This is a genomic window from Sulfurirhabdus autotrophica (assembly GCF_004346685.1).
Taxonomy (GTDB): Bacteria; Pseudomonadota; Gammaproteobacteria; order Burkholderiales; family SMCO01; genus Sulfurirhabdus; species Sulfurirhabdus autotrophica.
This window is the reverse complement of the sequence record NZ_SMCO01000013.1, coordinates 34,858-60,576: the sequence shown is the minus strand read 5'-3', so window position 1 is coordinate 60,576 and position 25,719 is coordinate 34,858. Positions and strand designations below refer to the sequence as shown.

Genomic DNA, 25,719 nt, shown 5'->3' with positions numbered 1-25,719 from the left:
GTTTAACTGTTTCTGTCTGTTCTGAGTAAATCGATTCTGAATTCAGTTTCATAAGGCGGCACGTTACATTCAATAATGTCTGGTGGCGCAACATCGAGCCGGACGCCAACAATATCCGTGCGTACGGGTAGTTTGGCTACACCTCGGTCTACCAGTACCACAGTCCGAATTTCAGCCGGCTGTTTGCCAGCCAGATATTCTACCGCGCGCAGCATGGAATGACCGCGGTACATGACATCATCCACTACCAGTACGGTGACGCCGGTAAGGTCCATGCTGGTTTGCTCAGCACTTTCCGTCAGTTTGGTATCGGGATGCAGTAAGGTGAGGTCATCCGCATAGCGTTTGATTTGCAAATTCATGCGGGACATATTGGGAAGATTGAAGTGTTGTTTGAGACGATCATGCAACATGTCAGCCAAAGGGGCACCCCGCCGCAATATCCCAACGATCATGATGTTTTCAAAGCCTGTCAGAAAGCCAGCGGCCTGCCATGCCAAATGGTCCAATACGGCATTCAATTGTTCTGTGTTGTAGAGGCAGACTCTTTGCCCTTCAGGTTTGGTCAAGGTGAACGCTATCCCATAATTATCTGGTTTCGGCCACCTTGCTTGGCCAGATATAAATTGTTGTCAGCCTGTTTCAGCATGGCATCAAGACTCTCCAGTCGAGTAGGGCATAAACCGATACTGATTGTGTATGAAATGGTTTTTCCATCACAATGAGAGGGCGTTTCTGCAACACTCTGATGAAAAGCTTCGAAGTGCTCTGAAATCTCGGCAAAGGAATCGCCCTCGGCCAACACAGCGAATTCTTCGCCTCCCAGGCGCGCTACCAGATAGGTTTTGAAATGAGCAGAAGAAAGCAGGCCGGCCATATCCTTCAATACAGTATCCCCGCAATCATGGCCATAAGTGTCATTGATCCGCTTGAAATGATCAATGTCCATCATGGCTACTACCAGTTGTTTCTTTTCAGCGTAGGTTTTTACGAAAAGCCCTGCACCATTTTCGAAAAAATAACGGCGGTTGAATAACCCGGTTAGAAAATCCCTGTTCGCCACATCCCGAATGATGTCGATGTGTTCCAGCATTTCAATATTCTGGTTTACCCGCCAGGTTAACTCTTCAAATGAAAAGGGTTTAGACAGGAAATCGTTAGCGCCGATCTTGAGAAATCGAGCAGATAAATCGCTATCATCCGATGCGGAAAGACCGATGATAGCGATACGATCCTTTCCATGTAATTTGCGGATTTCTGAAACCAGTTTGAATCCGTCCATTTCAGGCATGTTGTAGTCGGTGAGGATGATTCGAATATCTGGGTTTGATTCGATAATTTTTAATGCTTCCAAACCGCTACCAGCAGTGAGGACTTGAAAAAATTGGGTACCAAGCATGTGTTTCAGATAGGCGCGTGAGGTGGCGGAATCATCTACAGCCAATACCTGTATGAACTGATTTTTATATAAGCGACCAACAAGTTCAGTCAGATATTCAAACGCATTCAGGCTGTCTTTGATGACGTAATCCAGGACTCCCTTTTTAAGGGTAAGTGCGCGTAACTCTTTGTCAAAGTGTCCAGTAATGGCAATAGTCGGCAGTCTGGCCTCGTGGAGCACATCAATGATTTCACCATGTGCAGCATCAGGCAAGTGCAGGTCTGAAACAGCCAGAAAAAAATGAGTGCCGGAACTGAGTGCTACGCGAGCTTCACTCATGGAAGTGGCAATATGTACGTAGCAATTCCATCTTTCTTTCAGCATGGCAGCAGCCATCTGCGACAGGGATCGCTGATCTTCAATCAGTAGAACGCTAAATTTAGGCTTACCCTGAAATGCCCGATTCTGTGCGCGTACAATAGACACTGCTGTTCCCTGTAAGATTATTGGCGTGCTGGTGTAGTCAGCACGTTGTCAGTGTGTAGCCGCATGCCCTTTAGTTTGGGTCATAATCCCAGATTTTGCCACATTTCGTCCACTCGCGCCTTGACTTGCTTATCCATGACGATAGGTGTGCCCCATTCACGCGTAGTTTCACCAGGCCATTTGTTGGTGGCATCCATGCCCATTTTACTGCCCAGTCCAGAAACCGGGCTGGCGAAATCCAGGTAATCGATAGGTGTGTTCTCCACGAGCAACGTATCACGCGCTGGGTCCATGCGTGTTGTGATGGCCCAGATCACTTCTTTCCAGTCGCGAATGTTAACGTCGTCATCCACCACGATAATGAATTTAGTGTACATAAACTGGCGCAAAAAGCTCCAGATGCCAAACATAACACGCTTGGCGTGACCGGGGTACTGCTTTTTCATGCTGACAATAGCCAGGCGATATGAGCAGCCTTCAGGCGGCAGATAAAAATCGGTGATTTCTGTGAACTGTTTTTGCAATAACGGTACGAAAACTTCATTCAGTGCTACACCTAGCACAGCGGGTTCATCGGGTGGTTTGCCAGTGTATGTGCTGTGATAAATGGGATTTCGGCGCATGGTGATGTGGGTGATGGTAAACACCGGGAAGGTATCCTGCTCGTTGTAGTAACCGGTATGGTCGCCATACGGTCCTTCCAGGGCGGTTTCGCCGGGCGCAATGTAGCCTTCCAGCACAATTTCTGCGCTGGCAGGCACTTGCAGATCATTGCTGATGCATTTCACAATCTCGGTTTTGTCTCCGCGTAGCAGACCGGCAAACTGGTATTCACTTAAAGAATCCGGTACAGGCGTTACAGCGCCAAGGATCGTAGCAGGATCAGCGCCTAATGCCACGGCGACGGGAAAATTTTTGCCTGGATTGGCTTCACAAAACTCACGAAAATCCAGCGCGCCACCGCGGTGTGCCAGCCAGCGCATGATGACCTTGTTGGGAGCGATTACTTGCTGGCGATAAATGCCCAGATTTTGGCGTTTTTTAAGCGGCCCCTTGGTGACGACTAACCCCCAGGTGATGAGCGGTGCGACATCGCCAGGCCAGCATGTTTGAATAGGTAATTTGGAAAGATCGACATCCTTGCCTTCCCATACTATATCCTGACAAGGCGCACTGCTCACTTCTTTTGGGGCCATATTCAACACTTGTTTGAAAACCGGCAATTTATCCCAGGCATCTTTCAGGCCTTTAGGTGGCTCGGGTTCCTTCAGAAAAGCAAGCAATTTGCCTACCTCACGCAATGCTTCGACATCTTCTTCGCCCATGCCCATAGCGACGCGTTTTGGCGTCCCGAACAAATTGGCGAGTACGGGGATATTATGGCCCTTGGGGTTTTCAAACAGAATTGCTGGCCCACCCGCTTTGAGTACGCGATCACAAATTTCGGTCATTTCCAGATTGGGGTCTACTTCAGTGGTAATACGCTTAAGCTCGCCCTGTTTTTCAAGTTGCGCAATGAAATCGCGAAGGTCTTTATATTTCATGAGGAAATTATCATCACTGTGGGCGGGTTTAACTGGGAATATCTGTGGTCAATAGCATTAATTCAGCAAAAATACGTGATTATTGGATGTGTTATTAAAAGTACTATGGCCAATAATTCTGAAGGCTTAATGAATTTGTTACGAAGTACTCAGGAACGGCGTCTGGATTCATAGTGTGCAATGGAGATGACAATTTCAGAGAAAGGCAGATTTTCCATGTTGCCAAATTTTTCCTGAGCAGCAAGCACAAGGCCATGAATATTGGATACGGTTGTCTGGGGTGCTGGATCCGTAGCAAATATCCGTTGCAGGCCTAACATGCCACCACATTGCAACTTCATATCTTTAGCATGAGGCAACAGATCGCTCAGATGCGTCAGTTTCAGCGTAAAAAGCGCGTTCTGGTGCAACAACCCACGGAGAGTGCGACAGTTTTCACGGGCTACAGCAGATTTGCAGGCGATAAGTTCCCGTTCCGCAATGTAGTTTTTCTGCGATAGCTCACAGCCGCAACATCCCCGAAGGATGGCCTTTTCAAACGGGCAGGCAAGCCGGTTTAGGTCCTCGCGTGCATTCTTGTAAGCATCTTCATTCAGCATGGCTGTCTGCTCTGTGGTGACTGATTAGTAGTCTTCGCCCGTTGTTGGTTGCGGGTCACGAACTTGAGACAGAATATCTTCTGCTTCGAGTTCGTTTTCACCAAAAATCACTTTGACAATGCAATTGTCGTCAGCAGTTACCGTGGTGCGAAATTCTTTTGCGTATTTGCTGGCATCCTTGAAACCATCGAATTCCTTCACTTTTTCGAGAATACGCATCGGTAACAAAATTTTATATACAAAGTATGGCATGTTGCATCCCTTCTTGAATTGATTAATTTAGTGCAATTTTAAAGCTGGAAAATGTAATCAAGTACAATTCCTGCAAAGATTACCCCGCCAACCCAGTTGTTGTGCAGGAAAGCTTTAAAACATTTATCTCTGTCGCGATGTTTAATTAATTGGTAATGGTAGCCCATTATGCCCGATGCTGCCAGCAACCCGCCGTAGTATAGCCATCCCATTCGCAGGTGCACGCCTACAGCAGTGAGGATAGCGAGCATGCAAGCATAGGCGATCATGATGGCAGCAACATCAAATCTACCAAATGTGATGGCTGAAGATTTGAGGCCGATTTTAAGGTCATCTTCACGGTCTACCATGGCGTATTGCGTGTCATAGGCTACCGCCCAGAACAAATTGGCCACAAGCATTGCCCAGGCAAATGCAGGAACTGTGTCCATATGCGCAGCAAAAGCCATGGGGATACTAAAGCCGAATGCAATGCCTAAATACGCCTGAGGTATGGCCAGGAAGCGTTTGGTAAAGGGGTAGCTGGCAGCAAGGAATAACGCAACAAAAGACAGCATGATAGTCAGTTTGTTGAGGCGCAGAATGAGCAGAAAGGCGAAAAAGCTTAACCCCGCAGCAAGTATCAACGCTTCTTTTTTGCTGATTTTTCCGGCAGCAAGCGGGCGGTTTTTTGTGCGTTCCACATAGGGATCAAAGTCTGCATCGGCATAGTCATTAATTACACATCCGGCAGAGCGCATCAGCACTGTACCCATGACGAAAATCCACAAGATAATCCAGTTTGGATGGCCGGCAGAGGCTATCCAGGTAGCCCAAAGTGTTGGCCACAAAAGTAGTAGAATGCCGATAGGCTTATCCAGCCGCATGAGCTTTTCATAAAGGGTGATACGTTCAAGCAAGGTCATAACGGAAGATCCAGAATAGGCGGCAAGAATACTTCAGTTACCAGAATAGGGCTATTTTTTAAACTGAATACAGATCGTCTGGCCCAGAGAAAAGGGGGGGCAATTTCCAGCAAGCGGCATGCGCGACGATAGAGTTCATGCCTTGAGCCCAGTTTTTTGTAAGCTAAAGGGCTGCGCTTAATCACCGGATTGGCAAAAAGAGCAGCGCCCAGCGGTTTGTTTCCGAGCCCGCTCAATGCTTGCCATGGGCCACGTAAACCCTGAAGGGGAATGACGCTATGGGCAAAAACCACCGGCTTTTCGTGGCAATACAAGTAAACTTCTCGTAATAATGCTTGCTCTCTTTGTTCCAGTCCAACTAGCGCAGCTTCATCTCGACAGGCCTTTCCCTGATTCAGCTGAACATTGCGCACGCTGAAAGCACTGCATCGAAGTTGAATGCTTTTAGTTAACGAGCCTTGTTCAATCAGCCATGGACGAAACAGGCATTTTGCTCCTGGAGCACGTGTTTGCCAAATGAGGGGCTGGTGTCTGAAATTCATTAATACGTCTTAATGCTGAAATTGCCTATTATGACGCAGTTTTCGGTGAAGCCAAAATTGTTGCAGGAGAGCATTCAGTAAATTTGCGATAGATGTACTACAGAGGGGATACGTCAGATTTCTAAAAGGAACTTAAGCTTTCAGGGCTGCAAAAAAGTGATATTTTTAAGTGCAGGATTTGGGCTGCCTGGTTTTCTGTTTCAGACAGCCCAAAGACGTAATGCTCTAACGGAAAGTGATTCTGTTCTTCGGTCTTAGCTACCTAGCCATGTGAGGAGATCTAGATATTCTTGTTTGTTACCAGTAACAAATCCTTTTACACCAATTTTTTCAAGTACTTTTTTTCCTTCTTCGGTATTTTCCATGTTGATCAGGGCTTCACGTACTTTAGTAACGTCTTCAGGGGGCATGCTGGGAGCTGCAATGATCGACCAGAAGGGGAGTTTTTTACTCTCAAATAGTGTACGCCCCCCCTTTTTTTCCCAATCTTTTGCAACAAGAGGAGCGACAACACCCACATCTGCAAATTTTTTCTCGACCATAAAAGCAATCGCTTCTTGAAACTTGGTATATTGAGTTTGCTCTGGAGCAGGGGCCAATTTAAGCTCACGGAGCGTTGCCAAACCGGCTTTTTCCATGAAAGTGCCTTTTGCAAAAACAAAGCGCTTGCCACGTGCATCTTCCGGTTTTTTGAGAGGTGAGTCTTTATTCACAATAAATTGAACTGTAAAAGCCCCTTTAGCTGCTGCAACAAGGTCATAATTTTGATCCTTCATGGCTTTTGCTGCAACATTGCTCGGTTTGCTGAAAAAAAGATCATAGCGCGCTTTTTTCAGGTTTTCACTTGAGCTTTTCAGGTTTTGTGAGGATTCAACTTTAATGGTTTTCTTTAATGGTTTCGATAGATAATCAGCAAGCAATTGATACCTTGCTTGAATCTGGGCAAATCCCTCTTGACCAGCGGTCCCGTCATTAATGCCGAATAGTAGTGTGCTGTCTGCTGCAGTAGCAATGCTGATTTGGCTCAGTAAGCCAATTATCAGTCCGGATAGTAGTCTTTTCACGCAAGTATCTCCTAATGTATGGTTTTTATTTTTAGTGAATGAATTGTGATGCATTCATTGCTTAGGGTATGCAAAATGCAGTACCGCTTAATTGTAAATTCCAGTTAGGTTATGTTTGTATATTAGATTTGAAGAAATTTTACCAACTCATCATAGTCTGCTGGTTTAGCAGGTTCAAAATTAGGAAAGCTGGAATATTTAAAGTAATCTTGGCCTTCGCTATCCAGATGGGCTTTTAACAGTGCCTGCGTTACTGCCTCTTTGATATCCGCAGGTAAATCATTTCTCACTGCAAAGGTAAGGTGGGGCATCCCTTTTCCCTGCAAAACCAGATTGACGTCATTTCCCTTTCCTGTCCACACATTCAAGAGGCCGCTATTTGCTACACCGATATCGATCAGGTTGAACTTCATGGCTGAAAGTACGCCATCCACATCATTATAATATTGAACGCTTTTAAAATATTTTTCAGGATCTATTTTCATTTCTTTTAATTGCGCAATGGCCATTTGGGTGATCATCGAATCTTTGTCGGTAAAACCAATGCGCTTGCCTTTCATATCTTCAGGGAAGGCAATGCCGGTTGAAGCAAGACTCATAAAACTGGCGGATAAAAGCCCCGGAATCTTAACGACTGGTTGATAACCGGATTGTTTGGCAGCACGCATAATCATACTGGGTGGCCCATACATAAAGGCAAAGCGCTTCGCATGAGCTTTTTTCAGATATTCATCCCGGGTTTTGACAGTTTCAACTCTCACCGGGTGCTTCAGGGCTTTACTTAAATAATTGGTTAACCCCTGGTACTCCCTTACAACCATAATGGGGCTGCGATTGTAGTCCTGTATGCCAATAATGAGGATGTCGCTTGCCCATGCTGGCATGCATATCAATGCAGCCAGAAAAACTCCCATGAATTGTATTTTTTTCACGCCTCATCTCCTTATGCATACTTAATATCAACAGCGGATTGCAGGTTTTAACTGGTTTCAGGTTGTAATGTGCTGATTATTTTCGTTTTTAAATAGTCTTCAATTTTTACTAGGTAGTATTGTTAAATGCATGATCTGTTTGTTGAGCTTTATCTAGCATCCACGTATTAGTCGAATAGCGGTAATAACAAACTATGTATCGGCAGTTCATGTAATAACTTTAATAAAGCAATCTTTATGCCTGAACTGATAATGTTTATTTTTCGGGTGATGGGACGTTTTTAATTTGTGTTTTTGGTACAGGATGCTTGGGGATGCAGTCGCATGCCTGATTGTTTTTAGCAAGCAGTTACACTTTGAGATAATCTTCTTTGTTATTCAGCCAACGCTGCAAATGGCTTTCTGCAGCGGGTTTATGTTCTTTCAACATTAGCTCCGCGGTGGTTCGGGCTGCTTCTAGCAGATCACTATCCTGATCGAGATTGGCAAAGCGCAGCATGGGGACACCGCTTTGCCTTGCCCCAAGAAACTCCCCCGGGCCGCGTAACTGCAGATCTTGCCTTGATATCTCAAAACCATCAGTATTCTCATAAATGATTTTCAGACGCATTCTCGCTGTATCAGAGAGAGGGCTTTGGTATAGCAAAATGCAGGCACTTTGTGACGTACCGCGTCCAACTCTGCCTCGAAGCTGATGTAATTGCGACAAGCCCATTCGTTCGGCATGCTCGATCACCATGAGAGAGGCATTGGGCACATCAACTCCTACTTCAATGACGGTCGTCGCAACAAGCAATTGCACATTACCGCTTTGAAATTCGGCCATCATGGCAGATTTCTCTAGATTGGGCATTCTGCCATGCACCAGGCCTACCTTTAACTCGGGAAACGTCTGGCTGATAGTCTGATACGTATCCAGTGCTGTTTGCAGTTGCAGTTTTTCGGATTCTTCAATCAGCGGGCAAACCCAATATGCCTGTTTGCCAGTCAGACAAGCCTGTCGAATCCGCTCGATAATTTCATCGCGGCGGCTGTCGGCTACCAGCTTAGTGATGACAGGACTTCTTCCGGGGGGAAGCTTGTCGATGACTGAGACATCCAGATCCGCGTAATAGCTCATGGAGAGTGTACGCGGTATAGGCGTGGCGCTCATCATCAGCTGGTGTGGTTGTGATTTGCTGGCGGCACCCTCGGCCATGCCTTTCATGCGCAGGGCAAGACGCTGATGGACCCCAAATCGGTGTTGTTCATCAATGATAGCCAGACCCAGCTTATTAAAACTAACTTGCTCCTGAAACAGGGCGTGGGTGCCCACTGCCAGCTGTGCCGAGCCATCTGACACCCGTTGCAGCGCGGCTGTTTTATCTTTTTTTGGGAGGCTGGCCGTAAGCCATGCGACAGAAATGCCTATTGGCTCGAGCCAGCCAGATAATTTGCGATAATGTTGTTCTGCCAGTATTTCCGTAGGCGCCATGATGGCAGCCTGAAAGCCACTTTCAATCGTCTGCATTGCGGCAAGCGCTGCCACGATCGTTTTCCCGCTGCCGACATCGCCTTGTAGAAGACGTTGCATGGGATGGGCTTTATTGAGATCCCGGCTGATTTCTTTTTCGACACGCTGCTGCGCTTTTGTCAGTGAAAATGGTAACGTGTCCAGCAGTTGTTGTTTTAGTTGACCGGGGTTTTTTAAGCGAGGGGCTTTTTGGCTATGCCGCTTGTTGTAATGCAGGCGCATGGATAGTTGCTGTGCCAGCAGTTCGTCAAATTTAATGCGGCGCCAAGCCGGGTGTGTTTTTTCAGTGAGATGGTGTTGAGAAGCGTCTGGCGGGGGCTGGTGAAGGTACGTCACGCTCTCGGCAAACCCTGAAAGTCCCAATGGACTGAAAATAGCTTCAGGCAGGCTGTCCGTCAGATCAATGGTAGATAATGTGCGTTTGATCAGCTTGTTGAGTATGGTTTGAGAAAGACCAGCAGTAGTTGGGTAAATTGGCGTCAAGCATTCTGCGAGCGGAGTATCTTCCTTAAGGGTGCGGCACTTTGGATGTACCATTTCCAAGCCAAAAAATCCGTAACGAATTTCCCCTAGCAGCCGCACTTTTACGCCGGGAGATAATGACTGAACCTGGCTACCATAAAAATTCAGGAAGCGAATGAATAGCACGCCGCTGGCGTCTTCCACCTGGCAGATCAAAGTGCGTTTGGGGCGATATTTTATATCCGCACGAATAATCGTGCCTTCCACCAGCACAGTCTGGTTAAGAGGGGCATGTTTGATCGGATAGAGATGTGTCTCGTCCTCGTAACGCAGGGGCAAATGCAGGATCAGATCTAACGGAGTGCTGATGCCAAGCTTGGTCAGTTTGTCGAGAGTAGGTTTGCTAACACCGGGAATAAGCGGGGGAGTCGCTTCCCCGGTATCTTTGGAAGTAGTGGACCGGATTTTACGCGGTTTAACGGTACTCATCAGCCAAGAAATAATACCCCGTCCATTTCAACCAGTGCCCCTCGCGGCAAGTCTGCCACACCCACCGCAGCGCGTGCCGGATAAGGTTCTATAAAGTAGGCAGCCATGATTTCGTTCACGCGAGTGAAATGACCAAGATCAGTCAGAAAAATATTCAGTTTCACGACATCATTCAAGCTGCCGCCAGAAGCGGTAGCGACAGCCTTTAGATTGTCGAATACGCGTACTATTTGGTCATCTATACTCTCCACCATTTGCATGGATACCGGGTCCAGGCCGATCTGCCCGGACAGGTAAACGGTGTTACCTACTTTTACAGCTTGTGAATAAGTGCCGATAGCGGCGGGAGCATTGGGAGTCTGGATAATTTGTTTGGTCATGATAATTCCTGTTTTCTGAGCAAGTGATTCAATGCCTAATCTTTAAAATTTAAGCGGGTTGGTTTTAGCCTTTTACCCTTGTGATTCTCACAACTTCCTGAATTTTTCTTAAGCTGCGCATGACTTGCGCCAGATGCATGCGGTTTTCTACCTGGAGCATAAAGTGTATGGTGGTATAGGCGCTACCATCTTCTTCTTCCATGCTTACTTTGTCGATGTTCGATCCTGCTTCTGCAATTTCTGCTGCAATTTTTGCCAGAACGCCGCGCTGATTCGCTACGACGAGCTTAATGTTGACGTCGAACAGTTTTTTGGTGTCAGGATCCCATTCCACATCTATCCATTTATCAGGGTCGGTGCGAAATTGAGACACAGAAGGACAGTCGTGGGTATGAACCAGGATACCTTGACCTTTTTTGATGAAACCAATGATCGGGTCGCCTGGAATGGGTTGGCAGCACTTGGCGAATTGCACAGCCATGCCTTCCGACCCGCGAATGGTGATAGAGCCAAGTTGCCTGCGCTCACCAGTTTGCGGTTCGCCCTGTGCCATTAACTGACGCGCAACAACGATTGCCAGTCTTTTTCCCAATCCTACATCAGCCATAACTTCCTGTCGGGATTTCAGGCCGGTTTCACGTAGCAACTTATCCCAATGCGCATCATCAACTTCATTCGTTTCTGCTCTGAGTGCGCGCAATGCCTGATCAAGCAATCGTTCGCCCAATGAAGCTGATTCACCATATTGCATTGTTTTCAGATAATGACGAATATGGGAGCGCGCTTTGCCCGTTACCACATAATGTAACCAGGCTGGATTGGGTTTGGCATGTGCCGCTGTGACGATTTCCACGCGGTCACCATTGCGTAGTTCCGTGCGCAGTGGCAGTACTTCATGATTAATTTTTACTGCCACGCAGCGATTGCCCACGTCTGTGTGAACAGCGTAGGCAAAATCCACGGCGGTAGCGCCCCGGGGTAGCGCCATGATCTTGCCCTGAGGTGTGAATACATAGACTTCATCAGGGAAAAGATCGACCTTGATATGTTCCAGAAATTCCACCGAATCTCCGCTTTCAGACTGAATTTCCAGCAAGCTTTGTAACCATTGGTGGGTTTTTTGCTGCACATCGTTAAGTTCGCTATCCGAGCTCTTGTAAAGCCAATGCGAAGCAACTCCTGCTTCTGCAACCTTATGCATTTCGGTGGTGCGAATCTGTACTTCAATCGGTGTGCCAAATGGGCCAAATAAAGTAGTGTGCAACGACTGGTAGCCATTCGCTTTGGGAATGGCAATGTAGTCTTTAAACTTTCCGGGAATCGGCTTATACAGGCAATGCAGAGCGCCCAGCGACAGATAGCATGACGGTATGTCCTTGACGGTGACACGAAAACCGTAAATATCGAAAACTTCGGAGAACGTCAGGGATTTACCTTGCATCTTCTTGTAAATGCTGTAAAGATGCTTCTCGCGTCCAGTAACAACGGCTTCGATATTTGCATTCTGGAGGCGCTGTTTGATCGCATCCTCTACCTTGCTGACCACTTCGCGGCGGTTGCCGCGTGCAGCCATGACGGCTTTAGCCAGTACCCGGTAGCGGTTGGGATACAGATGATGGAAGCTAAGGTCTTCCAGTTCACCGTAAATATTGTTCAGCCCCAGGCGATTGGCAATCGGAGCATATATTTCCAGCGTTTCCTGGGCGATACGCTCACGTTTTTGAGCGTTCATGGCACCCAGCGTGCGCATATTGTGCAGTCGGTCAGCCAGTTTGATGAGGATAACGCGCACATCGCGCGCCATGGCCAGCAGCATTTTGCGGAAATTTTCCGCTTGAGCGTGTTCTTGAGTCTGGAATTCAATTTTGTCGAGTTTGCTGACCCCGTCCACCAGTTCCGCAACGGGCTTGCCGAACTTTATAGCAATTTCTTCTTTGGTGGTGAGTGTGTCTTCAACCACATCATGCAATAGTGCGGCCATCAAGGCTTGTGCATCAAGATGCCATTCGGCGAGGATGGTTGTTACAGCGACAGGATGGGAAATATAGGGTTCACCGCTTTTGCGGAATTGCCCTTTGTGTGCAGCTTTGCTGAAGCGAAATGCTTCCTCAACCTGCATGATGTCTTCAGATTTGAGGTAGGTTGAAAGTTGTTTGGTAAGCTCGAGTGCTTCAGGCATACGAGTGCGGCGTGGGGTCGAAATTTGAGACATGGAAACGATTCGTTACGTTGTTACAGACTGATTTTTTGGTATCCAGATTTCAAATTCCTCACACCCTGAAAAACTACGCTTGGCCTTTGTTAAGTACTTCCAGTCCGACTTTGCCTTCTGAAATTTCGCGCAGGGCAATAACAGTAGGCTTGTCACGATGGCCATCTACCATTGGGGTGCTGCCATTGGCAATCTGTCTGGCGCGATAGGTAGCAACCAGGGTAAGTTCAAAACGGTTGTGAATCGTTTTCATGCAGTCGTCAACGGTAATGCGAGCCATTTGATACCTCTAGGTTTATTTTAACTGGGTTAGTAAGTTGCTGTGCCGGGCTAGCTGCTTCCGGGTTGTTAAGCGCGAAGCTCTGACTACCGCCAGCAGGTCCTGAACAGCTGCTTTGAAGTCATTGTTAATGATAACATAATCAAACTCACCTACGTGACTGATATCTTCGCGTGCCGCTTGCATCCTTCGCTCAATGACCTCGGCTGAATCCTGCGACCGATTTTTCAATCGGTCTCTCAGTGCTTCCAGCGAAGGGGGGAGAATGAATATGCCCAGGGTTTCAGGAAATATTTTTCGCACCTGCGCAGCGCCTTGCCAGTCAATTTCAAGCAAAATATCTGTGCCGCTTTCCATTTTTTGGGAAATCCACGTATGTGAAGTGCCATAGCGATTGCCGTACACTTCAGCACTTTCGAGAAACTCACCTTTTTCCAGCATACTTAAAAATGTGTCTTCCGAAATAAAATGGTAGTCAGTGCCGTTCACTTCGCCAGGGCGTGGCGGGCGCGTGGTGTAAGAGATTGACAGCTGAATATTGCTGTCAGCTGACAGTAGTTCCCGGACCATGCTGGTTTTACCTGCGCCTGAAGGCGCGGTGATAACAAATAGATTGCCTGACATAAAATAAACTCTAAATTAGGTTGGGATGAATAGCTTGGGTTATTCAATATTCTGAATCTGTTCCCGCATTTGCTCAATCAGTACTTTAAGTTCCATAGAAGTTTGCGACACTTCACTTGCGACAGATTTGGCACCCAGTGTATTGGCTTCGCGGTTCAGTTCCTGCATCAGAAAATCAAGTCTTTTGCCAGTTGAACCGCCTGCATGTAATACCCGTTTGACTTCACTCAGATGGGTTTTAAGGCGCGAAAGTTCTTCATCTACATCAATTTTCTGCGCAAACAGGGCTAACTCTTGCCGGATTCTGTCATCATCACCGTTCCCCATCACTTCCTTCAGGCGTGTAGCCAGTTTTTCCTGATGGTTTCTGAGTAATGTCGGGATTTTAGGTGCAACTTCAATAATTAACGCCTCAATCTGTTCCACTCTTTCCAGTAGCAGGGCTTTGAGTTTTTCACCTTCACGCTCGCGAGTGGCACGCAACTCGTCGAGCGCACGTTGCAGCAAAGGCAGGCATTCGTCGCGTAAGCTTTCTGCTGCGAGGGTGTTCTGGCCAAGTATGCCCGGCCATTTGAGAATGTCCAGCACGCGCAGACTCTGGCTATCCGGTAGCTGTTCCTGCACTTTTTTGTTAAGTAGACCAAGTTGCAATAGCAGATCGGTATTGATTTCCAACGGTTTATTCCCGGCTTCGCGCTCGCTGAAATTCAAGCGACATTCCACTTTTCCACGCGTAAGCTGTTTTGCGATGGCTTCTCGCATATTAGACTCCAGCATTCTGAAATCATCGCTCAGGCGAAACTGAATTTCCAGATAACGGTGATTGACAGACCTTAAATCCAGACTCAAAGATCCCTGCGGTAATTCGATGGTGACAGCTGCAAAGCCAGTCATACTATAGATCATTGGAACTCCAGAGGGGCGCGAGCCTATATAAGTAAATTTTGAAATGTTAAGAATGCTTTACTTTATTCTAACAAATGCTGAAAATGTATCTAAATAATTATCATACAATCGCTCAGCATGGCCTTACAACCTAATCAATCGTTACCTGATGGATACCAACTGCAAAATTACCGCATCTCAAGACAACTGAGTGGGGGTGGTTTCAGCATGGTATATCTGGCGTACGATGAACATGGTACTCCTGTTGCAATCAAGGAATACCTGCCCAACTCTCTGGCGTTACGCCAGGAAGGCTCGATCGTCGCGGCCACTTCAGCAGAAAATCTCACTACCTTTCGCTATGGCATGAAGTGTTTTTTTGAGGAAGGGCGGGCGCTGGCTAAAATTACCCATCCTAACGTAGTGCGCGTGGTGAATTTCTTTCGGGCCAATGAAACAGTTTATATGGTCATGCAGTATGAGCGGGGGAAAACACTGCAGGAACATATACAAGCAAATAAGAATAAGGTTAAAGAAGGATTTATTCGTCGGGTGTTTGCCGAATTACTGAATGGACTCCGTGAAGTTCATACTCATAAAGTGCTGCATCTGGATATTAAACCTTCTAATATTTATATCCGGCTGGATGGTTCGCCCGTTTTGCTGGACTTTGGCGCAGCTCGTCAAACCCTTACAAATGAAAAATCCAAGCTATCGCCCATGTACACGCCGGGATTTGCTGCTCCTGAGCAATATAAGAACCGTGAGCTATTGGGACCGTGGACCGATATCTATAGTGTAGGCGCCAGCTTGTTTGCCTGTCTGGCTGGCTTTGCTCCGCAAGCTGCAGATGTGCGGGTAAATGAAGACAAGGTGGCTTCTGCAAAAATACTCTGGGCCGGTAAGTATTCCGAACAGTTACTTGAAATAATAGACAGTTGTTTGCAACTGGATTACATGGAAAGACCGCAAAGCGTATTCACTTTGCAAAAAGCATTGATGGAAAAAATCGATGATCCAGTCGTTGCTCCGAAGCGTACTTTGATGGCCAGTATAAAAAAAACGTTTAATAAAGAAATCTTTTAGTCCCTACTCTTTTACTGTCATTCGTTTAAATGGAATGAAATGAAATTTTCAATTTACCAGTCCAGTCGCCAGGGCGGACGCAAATATAATCAGGACCGTGTAGCTTATTCTTACAGCAAGGAAGCCTTGTTGATGGTGATTGCTGACGGTATGGGAGGGCATTTGCATGGTGAGGTGGCAGCCCAGATAACGGTTCAGATGATTGCCGAGTCCTTCCAGAAACAAGCTGCGCCCGTACTGAGTAATCCGTTTGATTTTCTGACTGAAGGCATTTTTGCTGCTCATCACGCAATTGGGGATTATGCTGTTGATCACGAATTGCTGGAAAACCCGCGAACCACTTGTGTAGCGTGTGTTATTCAAGGTGATGCGGCTTACTGGGCTCATGTGGGCGATTCGCGTTTATATATGTTTCGTGGTGCAAATTTGATTTCCCGTACTCGCGATCATTCTCGCGTGCAGCAGTTGTTCGAAGATGGCAAAATTACTGAAGAGCAGATGGTAACCCATCCGGATCGGAATAAAATTTACAATTGCCTGGGCGGTATGATGCCACCTGAAATCGAATATTCCAAAAAAACCCCGGTACGTGAGGGAGATGCTTTTCTATTGTGTTCAGACGGGCTTTGGGGAGAGCTAACCAATAATGAGATAGCCGCAATATTGCAAACCTACCCAATCAATCAGGCATTGCCTGAATTGCTGGATCACGCGGAGTTTCGCGGTGGCGAAGATGGCGATAATTTGAGCGGTGTTGCAATGATATGGGGTGACCCGACCCGACTGGTTCAGCAAGATCCTGTTTCAACCGCTGCCATGCCCGTAGATACATTTACAACCAAAATGGACACGTTTGATATTCCGAAAGAAGGTGGGGATGTGACAGAAGAAGATATTGAACGCGCTATTTCAGAAATTCAGATGGCAATCAAGAAATACACCAAATAACAAAATATTGGCCAAAGGCCTGCCGGTTTCAGACAAAACAGTTCAGCGTTCACTTTATGCCCCATAAAGTGATGGGGCTTTATCTATATTAAAGGTGTATTCATGCGACCAAGTAACCGCAAACCAGACCAGCTTCGCAATATTCGCATTACGCGCCACTATACCAAACATGCAGAAGGGTCTGTACTCATTGAATGCGGAGATACCAAAGTCATTTGCACGGCAAGTGTGGTTGAAAAAGTACCCGGATTTTTGAAAGGCAAAAATCAGGGCTGGATGACGGCCGAATACGGTATGTTGCCGCGGTCTACCGATAGCAGGATGGACCGGGAAGCTGCGCGCGGAAAACAGTCAGGACGTACCCAGGAAATTCAGCGTCTGATTGGGCGCAGCTTGCGTGCAGTGGTTGATCTGACGAAATTAGGCGAGCGGACTATTCATGTTGATTGCGATGTGATTCAGGCTGATGGGGGTACGCGTACTGCCAGTATTACAGGGGCATTTGTTGCGGTGCATGATGCAATCACCCTTTTGCTGGAAAAGAAGTTGATAGCTGAGTCACCACTGTCAGATTTTGTTGGTGCGATATCGGTAGGTGTGTATAAAGGTGTGCCGGTTTTGGATCTGGATTATTTGGAAGATTCTGACTGTGATACCGACATGAATGTCGTGATGACAGGTAGTGGTGGTTTTGTTGAAGTGCAGGGCACTGCCGAAGGTGCGCCATTCAGCCGTGAAGAAATGGGCGCAATGCTTGATTTGGCACAGAGTGGTATCCAGCAGCTGGTTGCTGCGCAGAAGACAGCGCTTGTGATTTGATTTTTTACCGCAAGGGAGCAGGACATCATTTGATTATTCAAAGTTTGCAACCAGCCTTGCTTGAACTAACTCGGCTTCCCGATTTTTTGTTTTCTCTGCGCCTCTGTGGTTAAGCTAAGGTACAAATATGAAAAAACTCGTCATCGCCAGCAATAATCCCGGGAAATTAAGGGAAATTGATCGCATTCTGAGTCCCTTGGGCATGGAGGTGTTACCCCAATCCGTTTTCAATATCCCTGAAGCGGAAGAGCCGCATTGTACCTTTATCGAAAACTGTCTCGCCAAAGCCCGTCATGCTTCTGAACTCTCTGGTTTGCCCGCGTTAGCCGATGATTCCGGAATCTGTGTGGACGCATTAAATGGTGCGCCGGGGGTTTACTCCGCTCGTTTTGCTGGTGAGCCGAAGTCTGACGAACGTAATAATGCAAAACTGCTGGAATCGCTAGCCCATGAAGTGAATCGCAAAGCGCATTACTACTGTGTCATTGTGCTGGTTCGTCATCCCCACGATCCGCAACCATTGATTGCTGAAGGTATATGGGAGGGTGAAATCCTGCATACTCCGCGTGGTAGTGGTGGGTTCGGATATGATCCTTATTTTCTGGTGCCGGGGCTGGATCAAACAGGCGCTGAATTATCGATGGATGTTAAGAATGCAATCAGTCATCGGGGTAAGGCGCTGGCTGAATTATTGATCAAGCTAAAATTGAGCAGTATCGAATGAATGCTTCCCTTTCAGTAATGTTATTTGCCGGTAGTTTTGTAGCCTGTCGCGCTAAAGGTTAGCGTGTCATGGCATCCGTAGTTATGTCGCCTTTGTTAGCCTCTGCTGACATTCAATTCACCGCATTACCCCCACTCAGTCTTTATATTCATATTCCCTGGTGCGTTAAAAAATGTCCTTATTGTGATTTTAATTCTCATGAGGCGCGCAACGAGGTTCCCGAGGAAGCTTATGTGGCAGCCCTAACTCAGGATCTGGAATCGGTGCTGCCATTGATCTGGGGGCGTAGTATTCACTCTATCTTTTTTGGGGGTGGAACTCCCAGTTTACTGTCCGCCAAAGCGATAGATGATATTTTGGGAATGGTGAGGGCGAGAGTGCGACTGGATTGCGATGCGGAAATTACGCTGGAAGCAAATCCGGGCACTTTTGAAGTGGAAAAATTTCGTGGATTCAGGGAGGCCGGAGTGAACCGGTTGTCTATTGGTATTCAGAGTTTTAATGCTAAGCATTTGAAAGAATTAGGCCGTATACACGACGACCAACAGGCGCGTAAAGCGGTAGAAATAGCCCACCAGTTTTTTGATAATTTCAATCTGGACATCATGTATGCATTGCCAGGGCAATCGCTGCGGGAAGCTGAGCAAGATATGGAACAAGCCATTGCATTTGCTCCACCACATCTCTCTGCTTACCACCTGACGCTTGAACCCAATACGCTTTTTTACCGTCAGCCACCCCAGTTGCCGGATGATGACTTGTCTGCCGAAATGCAGATCATGATTGAAGAAAGGTTGGGGCATGCTGAATATGAACATTATGAAACTTCGGCGTTTGCTTTGAAAGGTAATCAATGTCGGCATAATCTGAATTATTGGCAGTTTGGCGATTATGTCGGTATAGGCGCAGGTGCTCATAGCAAAATCAGTTTGCCCGATAAGGTATTGCGCCAGATGCGCTATAAGCAGCCAAAAGCCTATATGGATAGCGTGCAGAATGGTGCGCCTGTGCAAGAGGAGCACCCGGTATTGCGCAAGGATATGGGATTTGAGTTCATGATGAACGCACTGCGATTAACGGGCGGGTTTCCTTTAGCGCTTTTTCAGGAGCGTACTGGATTGCCTGTTAAAGTAATCGAAAAACAATTGGTTGAAGCAGAAAAGCGTGGCCTGATAGTACGTGATCACTCACGTATCGCCCCTACACCTGTTGGGGAGCGATTTCTTAATGATTTGCTGACGATATTTCTTCCCGGTGATGAATTCAATGCTTGACACATACATACCGGTTGGTATCTAATTTGAACATGAAAGTAAAGCAACGTGATTTAACACGTGAAAAGTTATTGCAGTCCGCTTTTTGTGAGATGCATCGTCAAGGCTATCAGGCAGCCAGTGTTTCCAATATTCTGGAAGATACTGCACTCACCAAAGGGGCGTTTTACCATCACTTTCCTACCAAGCAGGCGCTGGGCCTTGCAGTAGTGGAAGAAGTGATTGGTCCGCGACTTGATTCCATGATATTTACGCCTTTACGAGAGAGCAGGCACCCGGTTGAAACATTGCTGGATATTATTTCCGGGATAGATAAAAAGATCGCACCGGATTTCATTATGTTAGGTTGCCCGTTAAACAACCTGATGCAGGAAATGAGTCCTCTTGACCCTGTATTTAAAGAAAAGTTGAACGCAGTAATCAATCAGTGGCGGCTTACCGTGACTGAAGCGCTTGAAATGGGACAAAAACAGGGCGTGATTAAGGCTGAAATAGATTGTAATGCCGCTGCGCTGTTTGTTGTATCGGCTTGGGAAGGGTGTATCGGAATTGCTAAATCATTGCAATCCATAGAGACGTTTAAGCTTTGCATGAATCAGTTACATGGATATGTGCAAGGCCTGATGGTGGTAAAGAAGTAGCAGGTCGGTTGTCGTTTAGAGGCAAAAGTTGCAGATGTTTATTTTTTACATACATACCAAACGGTTGGTATTAAAGGAGAATGAAATGGCAATGATTCAGACAATATCCCCAGAAAAAGCGGGTGGTAAAGTGGCGCACATTTACGGACAAATTCATGAGGTGATTGGCAGGGTGCCGAATGGGATGCAGTTGTTTAGTAGCAGCCCGGATCTTTTAGAGCAGCAGTGGCAAAACATGGGCTATTACATGCAACATCCCACGTTAAGCTTTCCATTGCTGGCTATGGTCCGAATGTTGGTCTCCCAGGACAATCAATGTGAGTACTGTGTAGGGATGAACGAGAATATGTTAATTAATATGGCTGGATTATCTATTGATCAAGTCATGGCAACAAAACAGAATCCCCAGAATGCGCCATTAGAAGAGAAAGATAAAGCTATGCTTTTATTTGTTTTGAAAGCAACTCAAAATCCGAAAAGTGTTCAATCAACGGATCTGGACAAGCTTAAAACGCTGGGATGGGCTGAAAGCGAAATCATGGATGCGGTGTTCCATGGGGCACGAAATATCGCTATAGATGTGGTGTTTAATACATTCAAAATTGAAAATGATCTTTAAGGAGTGAGTGAAATGAACTACGATAAAGAACTGGATGCACGGGGATTAAACTGTCCCCTGCCGATTTTACGGAGCAAGAAAGCTTTAAATGAATTGGTGGCGGGGCAAGTATTGAAAATTATGGCAACGGATCCTGGTGCAATTAAAGATTTTCAGGCATTTGCTAAACAAACGGGCAATGAACTTTTGTCATCTGCAGAGGCAGGTTCAGAGTACACATTTTTCATGAAAAAGAAATAAACAAAGAAGCGACAGCAAATTGAAAGAGCGTTTGTTGTCGCTACCATTCTACCTAAAAGTGAGGAAAAAATATGGATGTATCCGCAGCAATAACACAACGTCGTTCAGTGAAAGCGTACGATCCTGAACATAAAATGACGGAAGATGAAATAACAAAATTACTGTCACTGGCTATCTTATCCCCTAGTGCATTCAATATTCAGAACTGGCGTTTTGTACAGGTAAGCGATCCTGCGCTTAGGCAGGAAATCCGGAAAGCAGCCTGGGATCAGGCGCAGGTAACAGATGCATCATTGTTATTGGTGATATGCGCAGATCTGAAATCATGGGAGAAAGATACCGCACGCTATTGGCGCAATGCGCCCCAGCCAGTTCAGGAATTTATGGTGCCGGCCATTACCCAATACTATTCGGGAAGGGAGCAAGTACAAAGAGATGAAGCTATGCGTTCATGCGGCATAGCGGCGATGGCAATGATGCTGGAAGCACAGGAAATGGGATATGCATGCTGCCCCATGGATGGTTTTGATTTTGATGCGGTAGGTAAGTTGGTCCATCTACCTGAAGACCATGTGGTAACGATGATGTTGGCGATTGGCAAAGGAATGAAAGAACCCTGGCCCAGGGGTGGTCAGCTGCCGTTGCAGGAAGTCATCATTAACAATCGATTCTGAGAAAAAGGTAGCTTTTAACGATTATGGCAGCAGGGTCTATAGCGTTTATGCTCAAAGTGAACGCTATAGACGTGACTAAATGAGGTATGTTTCTGAACTAAATATAAGATTTTTGTGCGCGTCTTCTTCCCGGCTTCTTTTTCAGGATAATGACGCCTTTGATCGCATCCAGGCCAGAAATTTCCAGTACCGGAAATAAATCGTTTAATGGTTTAAGAAACCATCGCTCTTCTGAAATCACCACCTGACGGAAAATAGGTTCATCATTGTGCATGGCAATCACGTAAGAACCATCATGAACAAGCCCGCCGGGTTCAATCACGATAATCTCACCCTCTTCAAATTCGGGTAGCATGCTGTCGCCCAGCACCATCAGAGCAAACGGTTCGCCCCCGCCACAATCGGTACCCGCTTCGTCAGCAGAGATGGGAATAATTTTTGGTGAAGACATTATTTGATTCCTTTCATGTATTCATCTGTAAAGAATAGAATGCTATTTATTTGCGTTTAAAGACAAGATCCCACACACCGTGACCTAACCGCAAACCCCGTTGTTCAAATTTAGTGAGGGGGCGGTATTCAGGTTTTGGCGCATAGTCATCAGCCGTATTGATCAGATTAGGCTCGTTATTAAGTACTTCAAGTACTTGTTCTGCGTAATCCTGCCAATCGGTGGCGACATGCAGATATCCACCAGGCTTGAGACGGTCACAAAGCAAAGAAACAAAGTCGGCCTGGATCAGCCGGCGCTTATTATGGCGCTTTTTATGCCAAGGGTCAGGAAAGAAAATATGCACACCATCCAGCGTTGCAGGTGCAATCATGTTTTTGAGCACCTCTACGGCATCATGTTGAATGAGGCGAATATTGGTCAGCCCTAATTCCTCAATCTGTTTCAGCAGGCTGCCTACCCCGGGCATGTGAACTTCAACACCCAGGTAATCATTCTCAGGGTGGTGTTGTGCAATGTGCGCTGTGGGCTCCCCCATGCCAAAACCTATCTCGAGTATCTTGGGTGCGGTTCTGCCGAAGGCTTGCGTCAGATCAACGGTTGTTTCCGAATACGTTAGTCCAAATGCAGGCATAAGCGTATCAAACGAGCGTTGTTGCGCATTGGATACACGGCCTTGGCGAAGGACAAAGCTGCGAATAGGGCGATGTTGGGTAGTCATGGTTTTAAATAAATTCGAACAGAAACGCTATTCTACAGAAGTCTTGAGTTATTTGGCAGTAATAGGCTTGTTATCCGCTGATTATATAAGTATATTTGACTAAACATTCCAATCATGGGGTGTGATGTCCTGAATGATAATAATGCATAAAGCGAAATCGGAAAACTTGCATGGTAATTGAGAAAGTTAAGGGGCAGCCGAGCCAGGATCATCGTCGCATTGACTTTATTGGCGGGCTGATACTGGTGCTGTTAACCATCCTGACGGGGTTTGCTGTATATGGCATGATGATGCAACTGACTGAATCAATTCTGGGCAAGAGTCTTGAAACGTCTTTGCAAAATAAAGTTTATCTATTTGAGAAACAGATAACTGAAGGGGTGGGCAGTACCAATCTCATAGCAACCCGCCCTTTTTTGATTGAAAGCCTTCAGCAAATTGCTTTGAATCCTCAGGATGAAAAAGCACTTAAAGCATTGCAGCGCGCAGCAAAATCTTTTTTAATTAATGAAGTTACCGGCATCGTTTTTACAGATATAAATGGAAAAGAAGTAGTCCGTGCCGGGCAATTCTCACAAAATCCTGAGTTAAATATACCGTTAAATACTGCCTACCCTTCATCTTTATTATGGGAAGGTAAAATCATTCAACGCACGACAGCAGAAATAAAAGATGCAACCGGGCGCATTTTTGGTACGGTAAGCGTGGAAACAGTCAGCCCGTTGCTGATGCAATTGCTAAACGAAGCTAGCGTGCTGGGGGCGTCGTATGAACTTGCAATATGCGCTCCTTTACAGCAGGAAATGCAATGCTTGCCTTCGACATTATTTAACAAAATACTAAAGCGATTCCCCAGAGTGTTGAATGGAAGAGCTTTGCCAATGGATTACGCTTTGAAAGGTAAATCCGGGATTATTTTTGCGAAGGATTACCGAAAAGAAAATGTGGTGGCAGCCTATGCACCGTTAGGTAAGATTGGTATAGGAATGGTACTGAAGGTGGACCAGGCAGAGCTGTTCCAACCGGTTACACAGCAACTCAAATATGTCATTCCGCTTCTCGTGTTTATGGTGATGGTGGGTATTTTAATGTTGCGCTGGCTTGTTTCCCCGCTGGTGCAAAGACTTTCCAAATCGGAGCAGAAAGCGCGTGAGGTGAATGCTTCATTACTGGATAGCGAGACCCGAATTCGTGGAATTGTAGATAGTGTAGATGTGGGGATTGTCACAGTAAACAATGAAGGCTTAATAGAAACGTTTAACCCGGCTGCTGAACGTATTTTTGGTTATGCAAAAGATGAGATTGCAGAGCAACATATTACTAACCTGCTACCTGAGTGGAAAGAGGGTACGCTAAACCATAATAGCGAAAGCAAGGATGGAGAGTCTGGTGATGAGGCCAGCGAAATCGAAGGCTTACGTAAAGATGGCACGAAGTTTCCGCTGGAATATAAGGCAAGTAGTGTGCTTATTGCTTCGCAGCGAGTTTTCATAGTTTCGGTCATGGATATCACGGCTCGTAAGGAGTCCGAGAAACGAATTTTATTCCTGGCGAATCATGACGCATTAACAGGATTGCCGAATCGTACTTTACTCCAGGACCGAATTCAGCAGACGATATGTCAAGCCTTGAGAAGCCGGGGAAAATCGGCTGTACTTTTTATTGACCTTGATAATTTTAAAACCATTAATGACTCCCTTGGGCACGATGTAGGCGACGGTTTGTTAGTGGCCGTTTCAGAACGATTTGTTTCCTGCCTTCGCAGCGAAGATACGGTGGCTCGCCAAGGGGGTGACGAATTTGTGGTGGTGCTTCATAGTGTTGCAAATGTTCAGGATGCGGGGGTTGCGGCGCAGAAGTTGCTGGATGTGTTGAAAGCACCTTGTATGGTAAAAGGGCATGAATTGAGTGTTGGTGCCAGCATTGGTATAGCGACTTTCCCTGATGATGGTGATGATGAAGTAGAGCTGCTGAAAAAGAGTGATATCGCTATGTATCATGCAAAAGAAACGGGTAGAAATAACTACCGTTTCTTTGAAGATGAAATGGGGCAACCGGGGGAGGAAGAGTGGACTCCGATGATTTAAAAAGAGGGGCTCCCACTCTCCTTCAGCGTTTGAATCTGGAGAGCAGGGTAGTTTGAATGGAATTTAATTTCATGCCGCTTTGTTTGTGCCGCTTATCATGCCGGTGGTAGGTGAGCTTGGGCTGGCAGAATAAAGTTTTTTCGGCATACGGCCTGCCAGATAAGCTTCTCGACCTGCCTGAACCGCCTTGTTCATGGCAGAGGCCATGAGTACCGGGTTTTGTGCGGCTGCTATGGCAGTGTTCATGAGTACGCCAGCGCAGCCCAGTTCCATGGCAATGGCAGCATCCGAAGCAGTACCTACTCCAGCATCAACAATCACTGGGATTTTTGCGTTTTCAATGATGATCTGCAAATTCCATGGATTCAGAATACCCATTCCAGAGCCGATCAGCGAAGCCAATGGCATCACAGCAACGCAGCCCATATCTTCCAGTTGCTTGGCTATGATCGGGTCGTCGCTGGTATAAACCATGACTTTAAATCCATCTTTGATCAAGGTTTCAGCTGCCTTGATGGTTTCTACTACGTTTGGATAAAGCGTATGCGGGTCACCCAGTACTTCCAGTTTGACCAGATCATGCCCATCAAGTAGTTCACGCGCTAAACGCAGCGTCCGCACAGCATCATCCGCAGAGTAGCAGCCAGCGGTATTCGGCAGATAGGTATATTTTGAAGGGGGTACCGCATCCAGCAGGCTGGGTTCATTGGCGTTCTGCCCGATATTGGTACGGCGGATAGCCACCGTCACAATTTCTGCTCCGCTGGCTTCAATGGCCTTGCGGGTTTCGTCAAAGTCTTTATATTTGCCGGTACCTACCAGTAAGCGTGATTGGTAAGTTTTGCCTGCTATAACGAGTTGGTCCATGTTGATCCTGATAATTAA

28 protein-coding genes are annotated in these 25,719 nt (G+C 46.5%); 10 read left to right on the top strand and 18 right to left on the bottom strand.

Going from position 1 to position 25,719, the window contains the following annotated elements; genetic code table 11:
• Nucleotides 1–2 precede the first annotated feature (2 nt).
• From EDC63_RS12575 to EDC63_RS12505, 15 genes are all read right to left on the bottom strand, one after another.
• Nucleotides 3–569, bottom strand: a complete 567-nt coding sequence (locus EDC63_RS12575) for a bifunctional pyr operon transcriptional regulator/uracil phosphoribosyltransferase PyrR (RefSeq protein WP_124945111.1) — start codon at nucleotides 567–569, stop codon at nucleotides 3–5.
• A gap of 8 nt (nucleotides 570–577) precedes the next feature.
• A complete protein-coding gene (locus tag EDC63_RS12570) occupies nucleotides 578–1,867 on the bottom strand; it encodes a diguanylate cyclase (RefSeq protein ID WP_124945110.1) in 1,290 nt (429 codons plus the stop codon).
• Between the two features lie 80 nt (nucleotides 1,868–1,947).
• Complete coding sequence (gene ubiD, locus EDC63_RS12565; protein ID WP_124945109.1) at nucleotides 1,948–3,411, bottom strand: 4-hydroxy-3-polyprenylbenzoate decarboxylase; 1,464 nt, start codon at nucleotides 3,409–3,411, stop codon at nucleotides 1,948–1,950.
• Nucleotides 3,412–3,560: 149 nt separating this feature from the next.
• On the bottom strand, nucleotides 3,561–4,010 hold the full coding sequence (locus EDC63_RS12560; RefSeq protein WP_124945108.1) for a hypothetical protein: 450 nt from the start codon (nucleotides 4,008–4,010) through the stop codon (nucleotides 3,561–3,563).
• Nucleotides 4,011–4,034: 24 nt separating this feature from the next.
• Entirely contained in the window at nucleotides 4,035–4,262 is a 228-nt protein-coding gene (locus EDC63_RS12555) for a hypothetical protein (RefSeq protein WP_124945107.1), read from the bottom strand.
• A gap of 38 nt (nucleotides 4,263–4,300) precedes the next feature.
• On the bottom strand, nucleotides 4,301–5,167 hold the full coding sequence (gene ubiA, locus EDC63_RS12550) for a 4-hydroxybenzoate octaprenyltransferase (RefSeq protein WP_124945106.1): 867 nt from the start codon (nucleotides 5,165–5,167) through the stop codon (nucleotides 4,301–4,303).
• Nucleotides 5,164–5,709 carry a chorismate--pyruvate lyase family protein gene (locus EDC63_RS12545; protein ID WP_124945105.1) on the bottom strand — a complete coding sequence of 182 codons (546 nt, stop codon included), beginning with the start codon at nucleotides 5,707–5,709 and terminating at the stop codon, nucleotides 5,164–5,166. The genes ubiA and EDC63_RS12545 overlap by 4 nt, the downstream gene beginning before the upstream one ends.
• Before the next feature lie 254 nt (nucleotides 5,710–5,963).
• The gene (locus tag EDC63_RS12540) at nucleotides 5,964–6,827 is read right to left on the bottom strand and encodes a phosphate/phosphite/phosphonate ABC transporter substrate-binding protein (protein WP_124945104.1); all 864 of its coding nucleotides are present in this window, start codon (nucleotides 6,825–6,827) and stop codon (nucleotides 5,964–5,966) included.
• A gap of 68 nt (nucleotides 6,828–6,895) precedes the next feature.
• On the bottom strand, nucleotides 6,896–7,705 hold the full coding sequence (locus tag EDC63_RS12535) for a phosphate/phosphite/phosphonate ABC transporter substrate-binding protein (protein WP_124945103.1): 810 nt from the start codon (nucleotides 7,703–7,705) through the stop codon (nucleotides 6,896–6,898).
• A 349-nt stretch (nucleotides 7,706–8,054) separates the two neighbouring features.
• On the bottom strand, nucleotides 8,055–10,169 hold the full coding sequence (recG, locus tag EDC63_RS12530) for an ATP-dependent DNA helicase RecG (protein WP_124945102.1): 2,115 nt from the start codon (nucleotides 10,167–10,169) through the stop codon (nucleotides 8,055–8,057).
• Nucleotides 10,169–10,549 (bottom strand): RidA family protein, encoded by a 381-nt coding sequence (locus tag EDC63_RS12525; RefSeq protein ID WP_132920937.1) that lies wholly within the window; start codon nucleotides 10,547–10,549, stop codon nucleotides 10,169–10,171. The genes recG and EDC63_RS12525 overlap by 1 nt, the downstream gene beginning before the upstream one ends.
• A 64-nt stretch (nucleotides 10,550–10,613) precedes the next feature.
• Nucleotides 10,614–12,761, bottom strand: coding sequence for a RelA/SpoT family protein (locus tag EDC63_RS12520; RefSeq protein WP_124945101.1), 2,148 nt, complete (start codon nucleotides 12,759–12,761; stop codon nucleotides 10,614–10,616).
• Between the two features lie 73 nt (nucleotides 12,762–12,834).
• A complete protein-coding gene (gene rpoZ, locus EDC63_RS12515; RefSeq protein WP_124945100.1) occupies nucleotides 12,835–13,041 on the bottom strand; it encodes a DNA-directed RNA polymerase subunit omega in 207 nt (68 codons plus the stop codon).
• 15 nt (nucleotides 13,042–13,056) lie between these two features.
• The gene (gene gmk, locus EDC63_RS12510; protein ID WP_124945099.1) at nucleotides 13,057–13,665 is read right to left on the bottom strand and encodes a guanylate kinase; all 609 of its coding nucleotides are present in this window, start codon (nucleotides 13,663–13,665) and stop codon (nucleotides 13,057–13,059) included.
• Between the two features lie 39 nt (nucleotides 13,666–13,704).
• Complete coding sequence (locus tag EDC63_RS12505) at nucleotides 13,705–14,571, bottom strand: YicC/YloC family endoribonuclease (RefSeq protein WP_124945098.1); 867 nt, start codon at nucleotides 14,569–14,571, stop codon at nucleotides 13,705–13,707.
• Nucleotides 14,572–14,688: 117 nt separating this feature from the next.
• Between EDC63_RS12505 and EDC63_RS12500 the strand changes: the two genes are divergently transcribed.
• From EDC63_RS12500 to EDC63_RS12460, 9 genes are all read left to right on the top strand, one after another.
• Entirely contained in the window at nucleotides 14,689–15,636 is a 948-nt protein-coding gene (locus tag EDC63_RS12500) for a serine/threonine protein kinase (protein ID WP_124945097.1), read from the top strand.
• Between the two features lie 39 nt (nucleotides 15,637–15,675).
• A complete protein-coding gene (locus EDC63_RS12495) occupies nucleotides 15,676–16,584 on the top strand; it encodes a PP2C family protein-serine/threonine phosphatase (RefSeq protein ID WP_124945096.1) in 909 nt (302 codons plus the stop codon).
• A gap of 102 nt (nucleotides 16,585–16,686) precedes the next feature.
• Nucleotides 16,687–17,403 (top strand): ribonuclease PH, encoded by a 717-nt coding sequence (gene rph / locus EDC63_RS12490; protein ID WP_124945095.1) that lies wholly within the window; start codon nucleotides 16,687–16,689, stop codon nucleotides 17,401–17,403.
• Between the two features lie 127 nt (nucleotides 17,404–17,530).
• The gene (gene rdgB / locus EDC63_RS12485; RefSeq protein ID WP_124945094.1) at nucleotides 17,531–18,127 is read left to right on the top strand and encodes an RdgB/HAM1 family non-canonical purine NTP pyrophosphatase; all 597 of its coding nucleotides are present in this window, start codon (nucleotides 17,531–17,533) and stop codon (nucleotides 18,125–18,127) included.
• A 68-nt stretch (nucleotides 18,128–18,195) separates the two neighbouring features.
• The gene (gene hemW, locus EDC63_RS12480; protein WP_124945093.1) at nucleotides 18,196–19,401 is read left to right on the top strand and encodes a radical SAM family heme chaperone HemW; all 1,206 of its coding nucleotides are present in this window, start codon (nucleotides 18,196–18,198) and stop codon (nucleotides 19,399–19,401) included.
• Nucleotides 19,402–19,433: 32 nt separating this feature from the next.
• Entirely contained in the window at nucleotides 19,434–20,042 is a 609-nt protein-coding gene (locus EDC63_RS12475; protein ID WP_124945092.1) for a TetR/AcrR family transcriptional regulator, read from the top strand.
• A gap of 85 nt (nucleotides 20,043–20,127) precedes the next feature.
• A complete protein-coding gene (locus tag EDC63_RS12470; RefSeq protein ID WP_124945091.1) occupies nucleotides 20,128–20,661 on the top strand; it encodes a carboxymuconolactone decarboxylase family protein in 534 nt (177 codons plus the stop codon).
• 12 nt (nucleotides 20,662–20,673) lie between these two features.
• On the top strand, nucleotides 20,674–20,901 hold the full coding sequence (locus EDC63_RS12465; protein ID WP_124945090.1) for a sulfurtransferase TusA family protein: 228 nt from the start codon (nucleotides 20,674–20,676) through the stop codon (nucleotides 20,899–20,901).
• 71 nt (nucleotides 20,902–20,972) lie between these two features.
• Nucleotides 20,973–21,575: a nitroreductase family protein gene (locus tag EDC63_RS12460; protein ID WP_124945089.1), complete on the top strand. Its 603-nt coding sequence runs from the start codon at nucleotides 20,973–20,975 to the stop codon at nucleotides 21,573–21,575.
• 97 nt (nucleotides 21,576–21,672) lie between these two features.
• Here EDC63_RS12460 and EDC63_RS12455 read toward each other — a convergent pair whose 3' ends face one another.
• On the bottom strand, nucleotides 21,673–22,026 hold the full coding sequence (locus EDC63_RS12455) for a S24 family peptidase (RefSeq protein ID WP_124945088.1): 354 nt from the start codon (nucleotides 22,024–22,026) through the stop codon (nucleotides 21,673–21,675).
• 46 nt (nucleotides 22,027–22,072) lie between these two features.
• Complete coding sequence (gene trmB / locus EDC63_RS12450; protein WP_124945087.1) at nucleotides 22,073–22,747, bottom strand: tRNA (guanosine(46)-N7)-methyltransferase TrmB; 675 nt, start codon at nucleotides 22,745–22,747, stop codon at nucleotides 22,073–22,075.
• A gap of 170 nt (nucleotides 22,748–22,917) precedes the next feature.
• Between trmB and EDC63_RS12445 the strand changes: the two genes are divergently transcribed.
• Entirely contained in the window at nucleotides 22,918–24,834 is a 1,917-nt protein-coding gene (locus EDC63_RS12445; protein WP_124945086.1) for a sensor domain-containing diguanylate cyclase, read from the top strand.
• A gap of 69 nt (nucleotides 24,835–24,903) precedes the next feature.
• Here the strand turns inward: EDC63_RS12445 and EDC63_RS12440 are convergent, their stop codons facing one another.
• Nucleotides 24,904–25,701: a thiazole synthase gene (locus tag EDC63_RS12440; RefSeq protein WP_124945085.1), complete on the bottom strand. Its 798-nt coding sequence runs from the start codon at nucleotides 25,699–25,701 to the stop codon at nucleotides 24,904–24,906.
• Nucleotides 25,702–25,719: the final 18 nt, after the last annotated feature.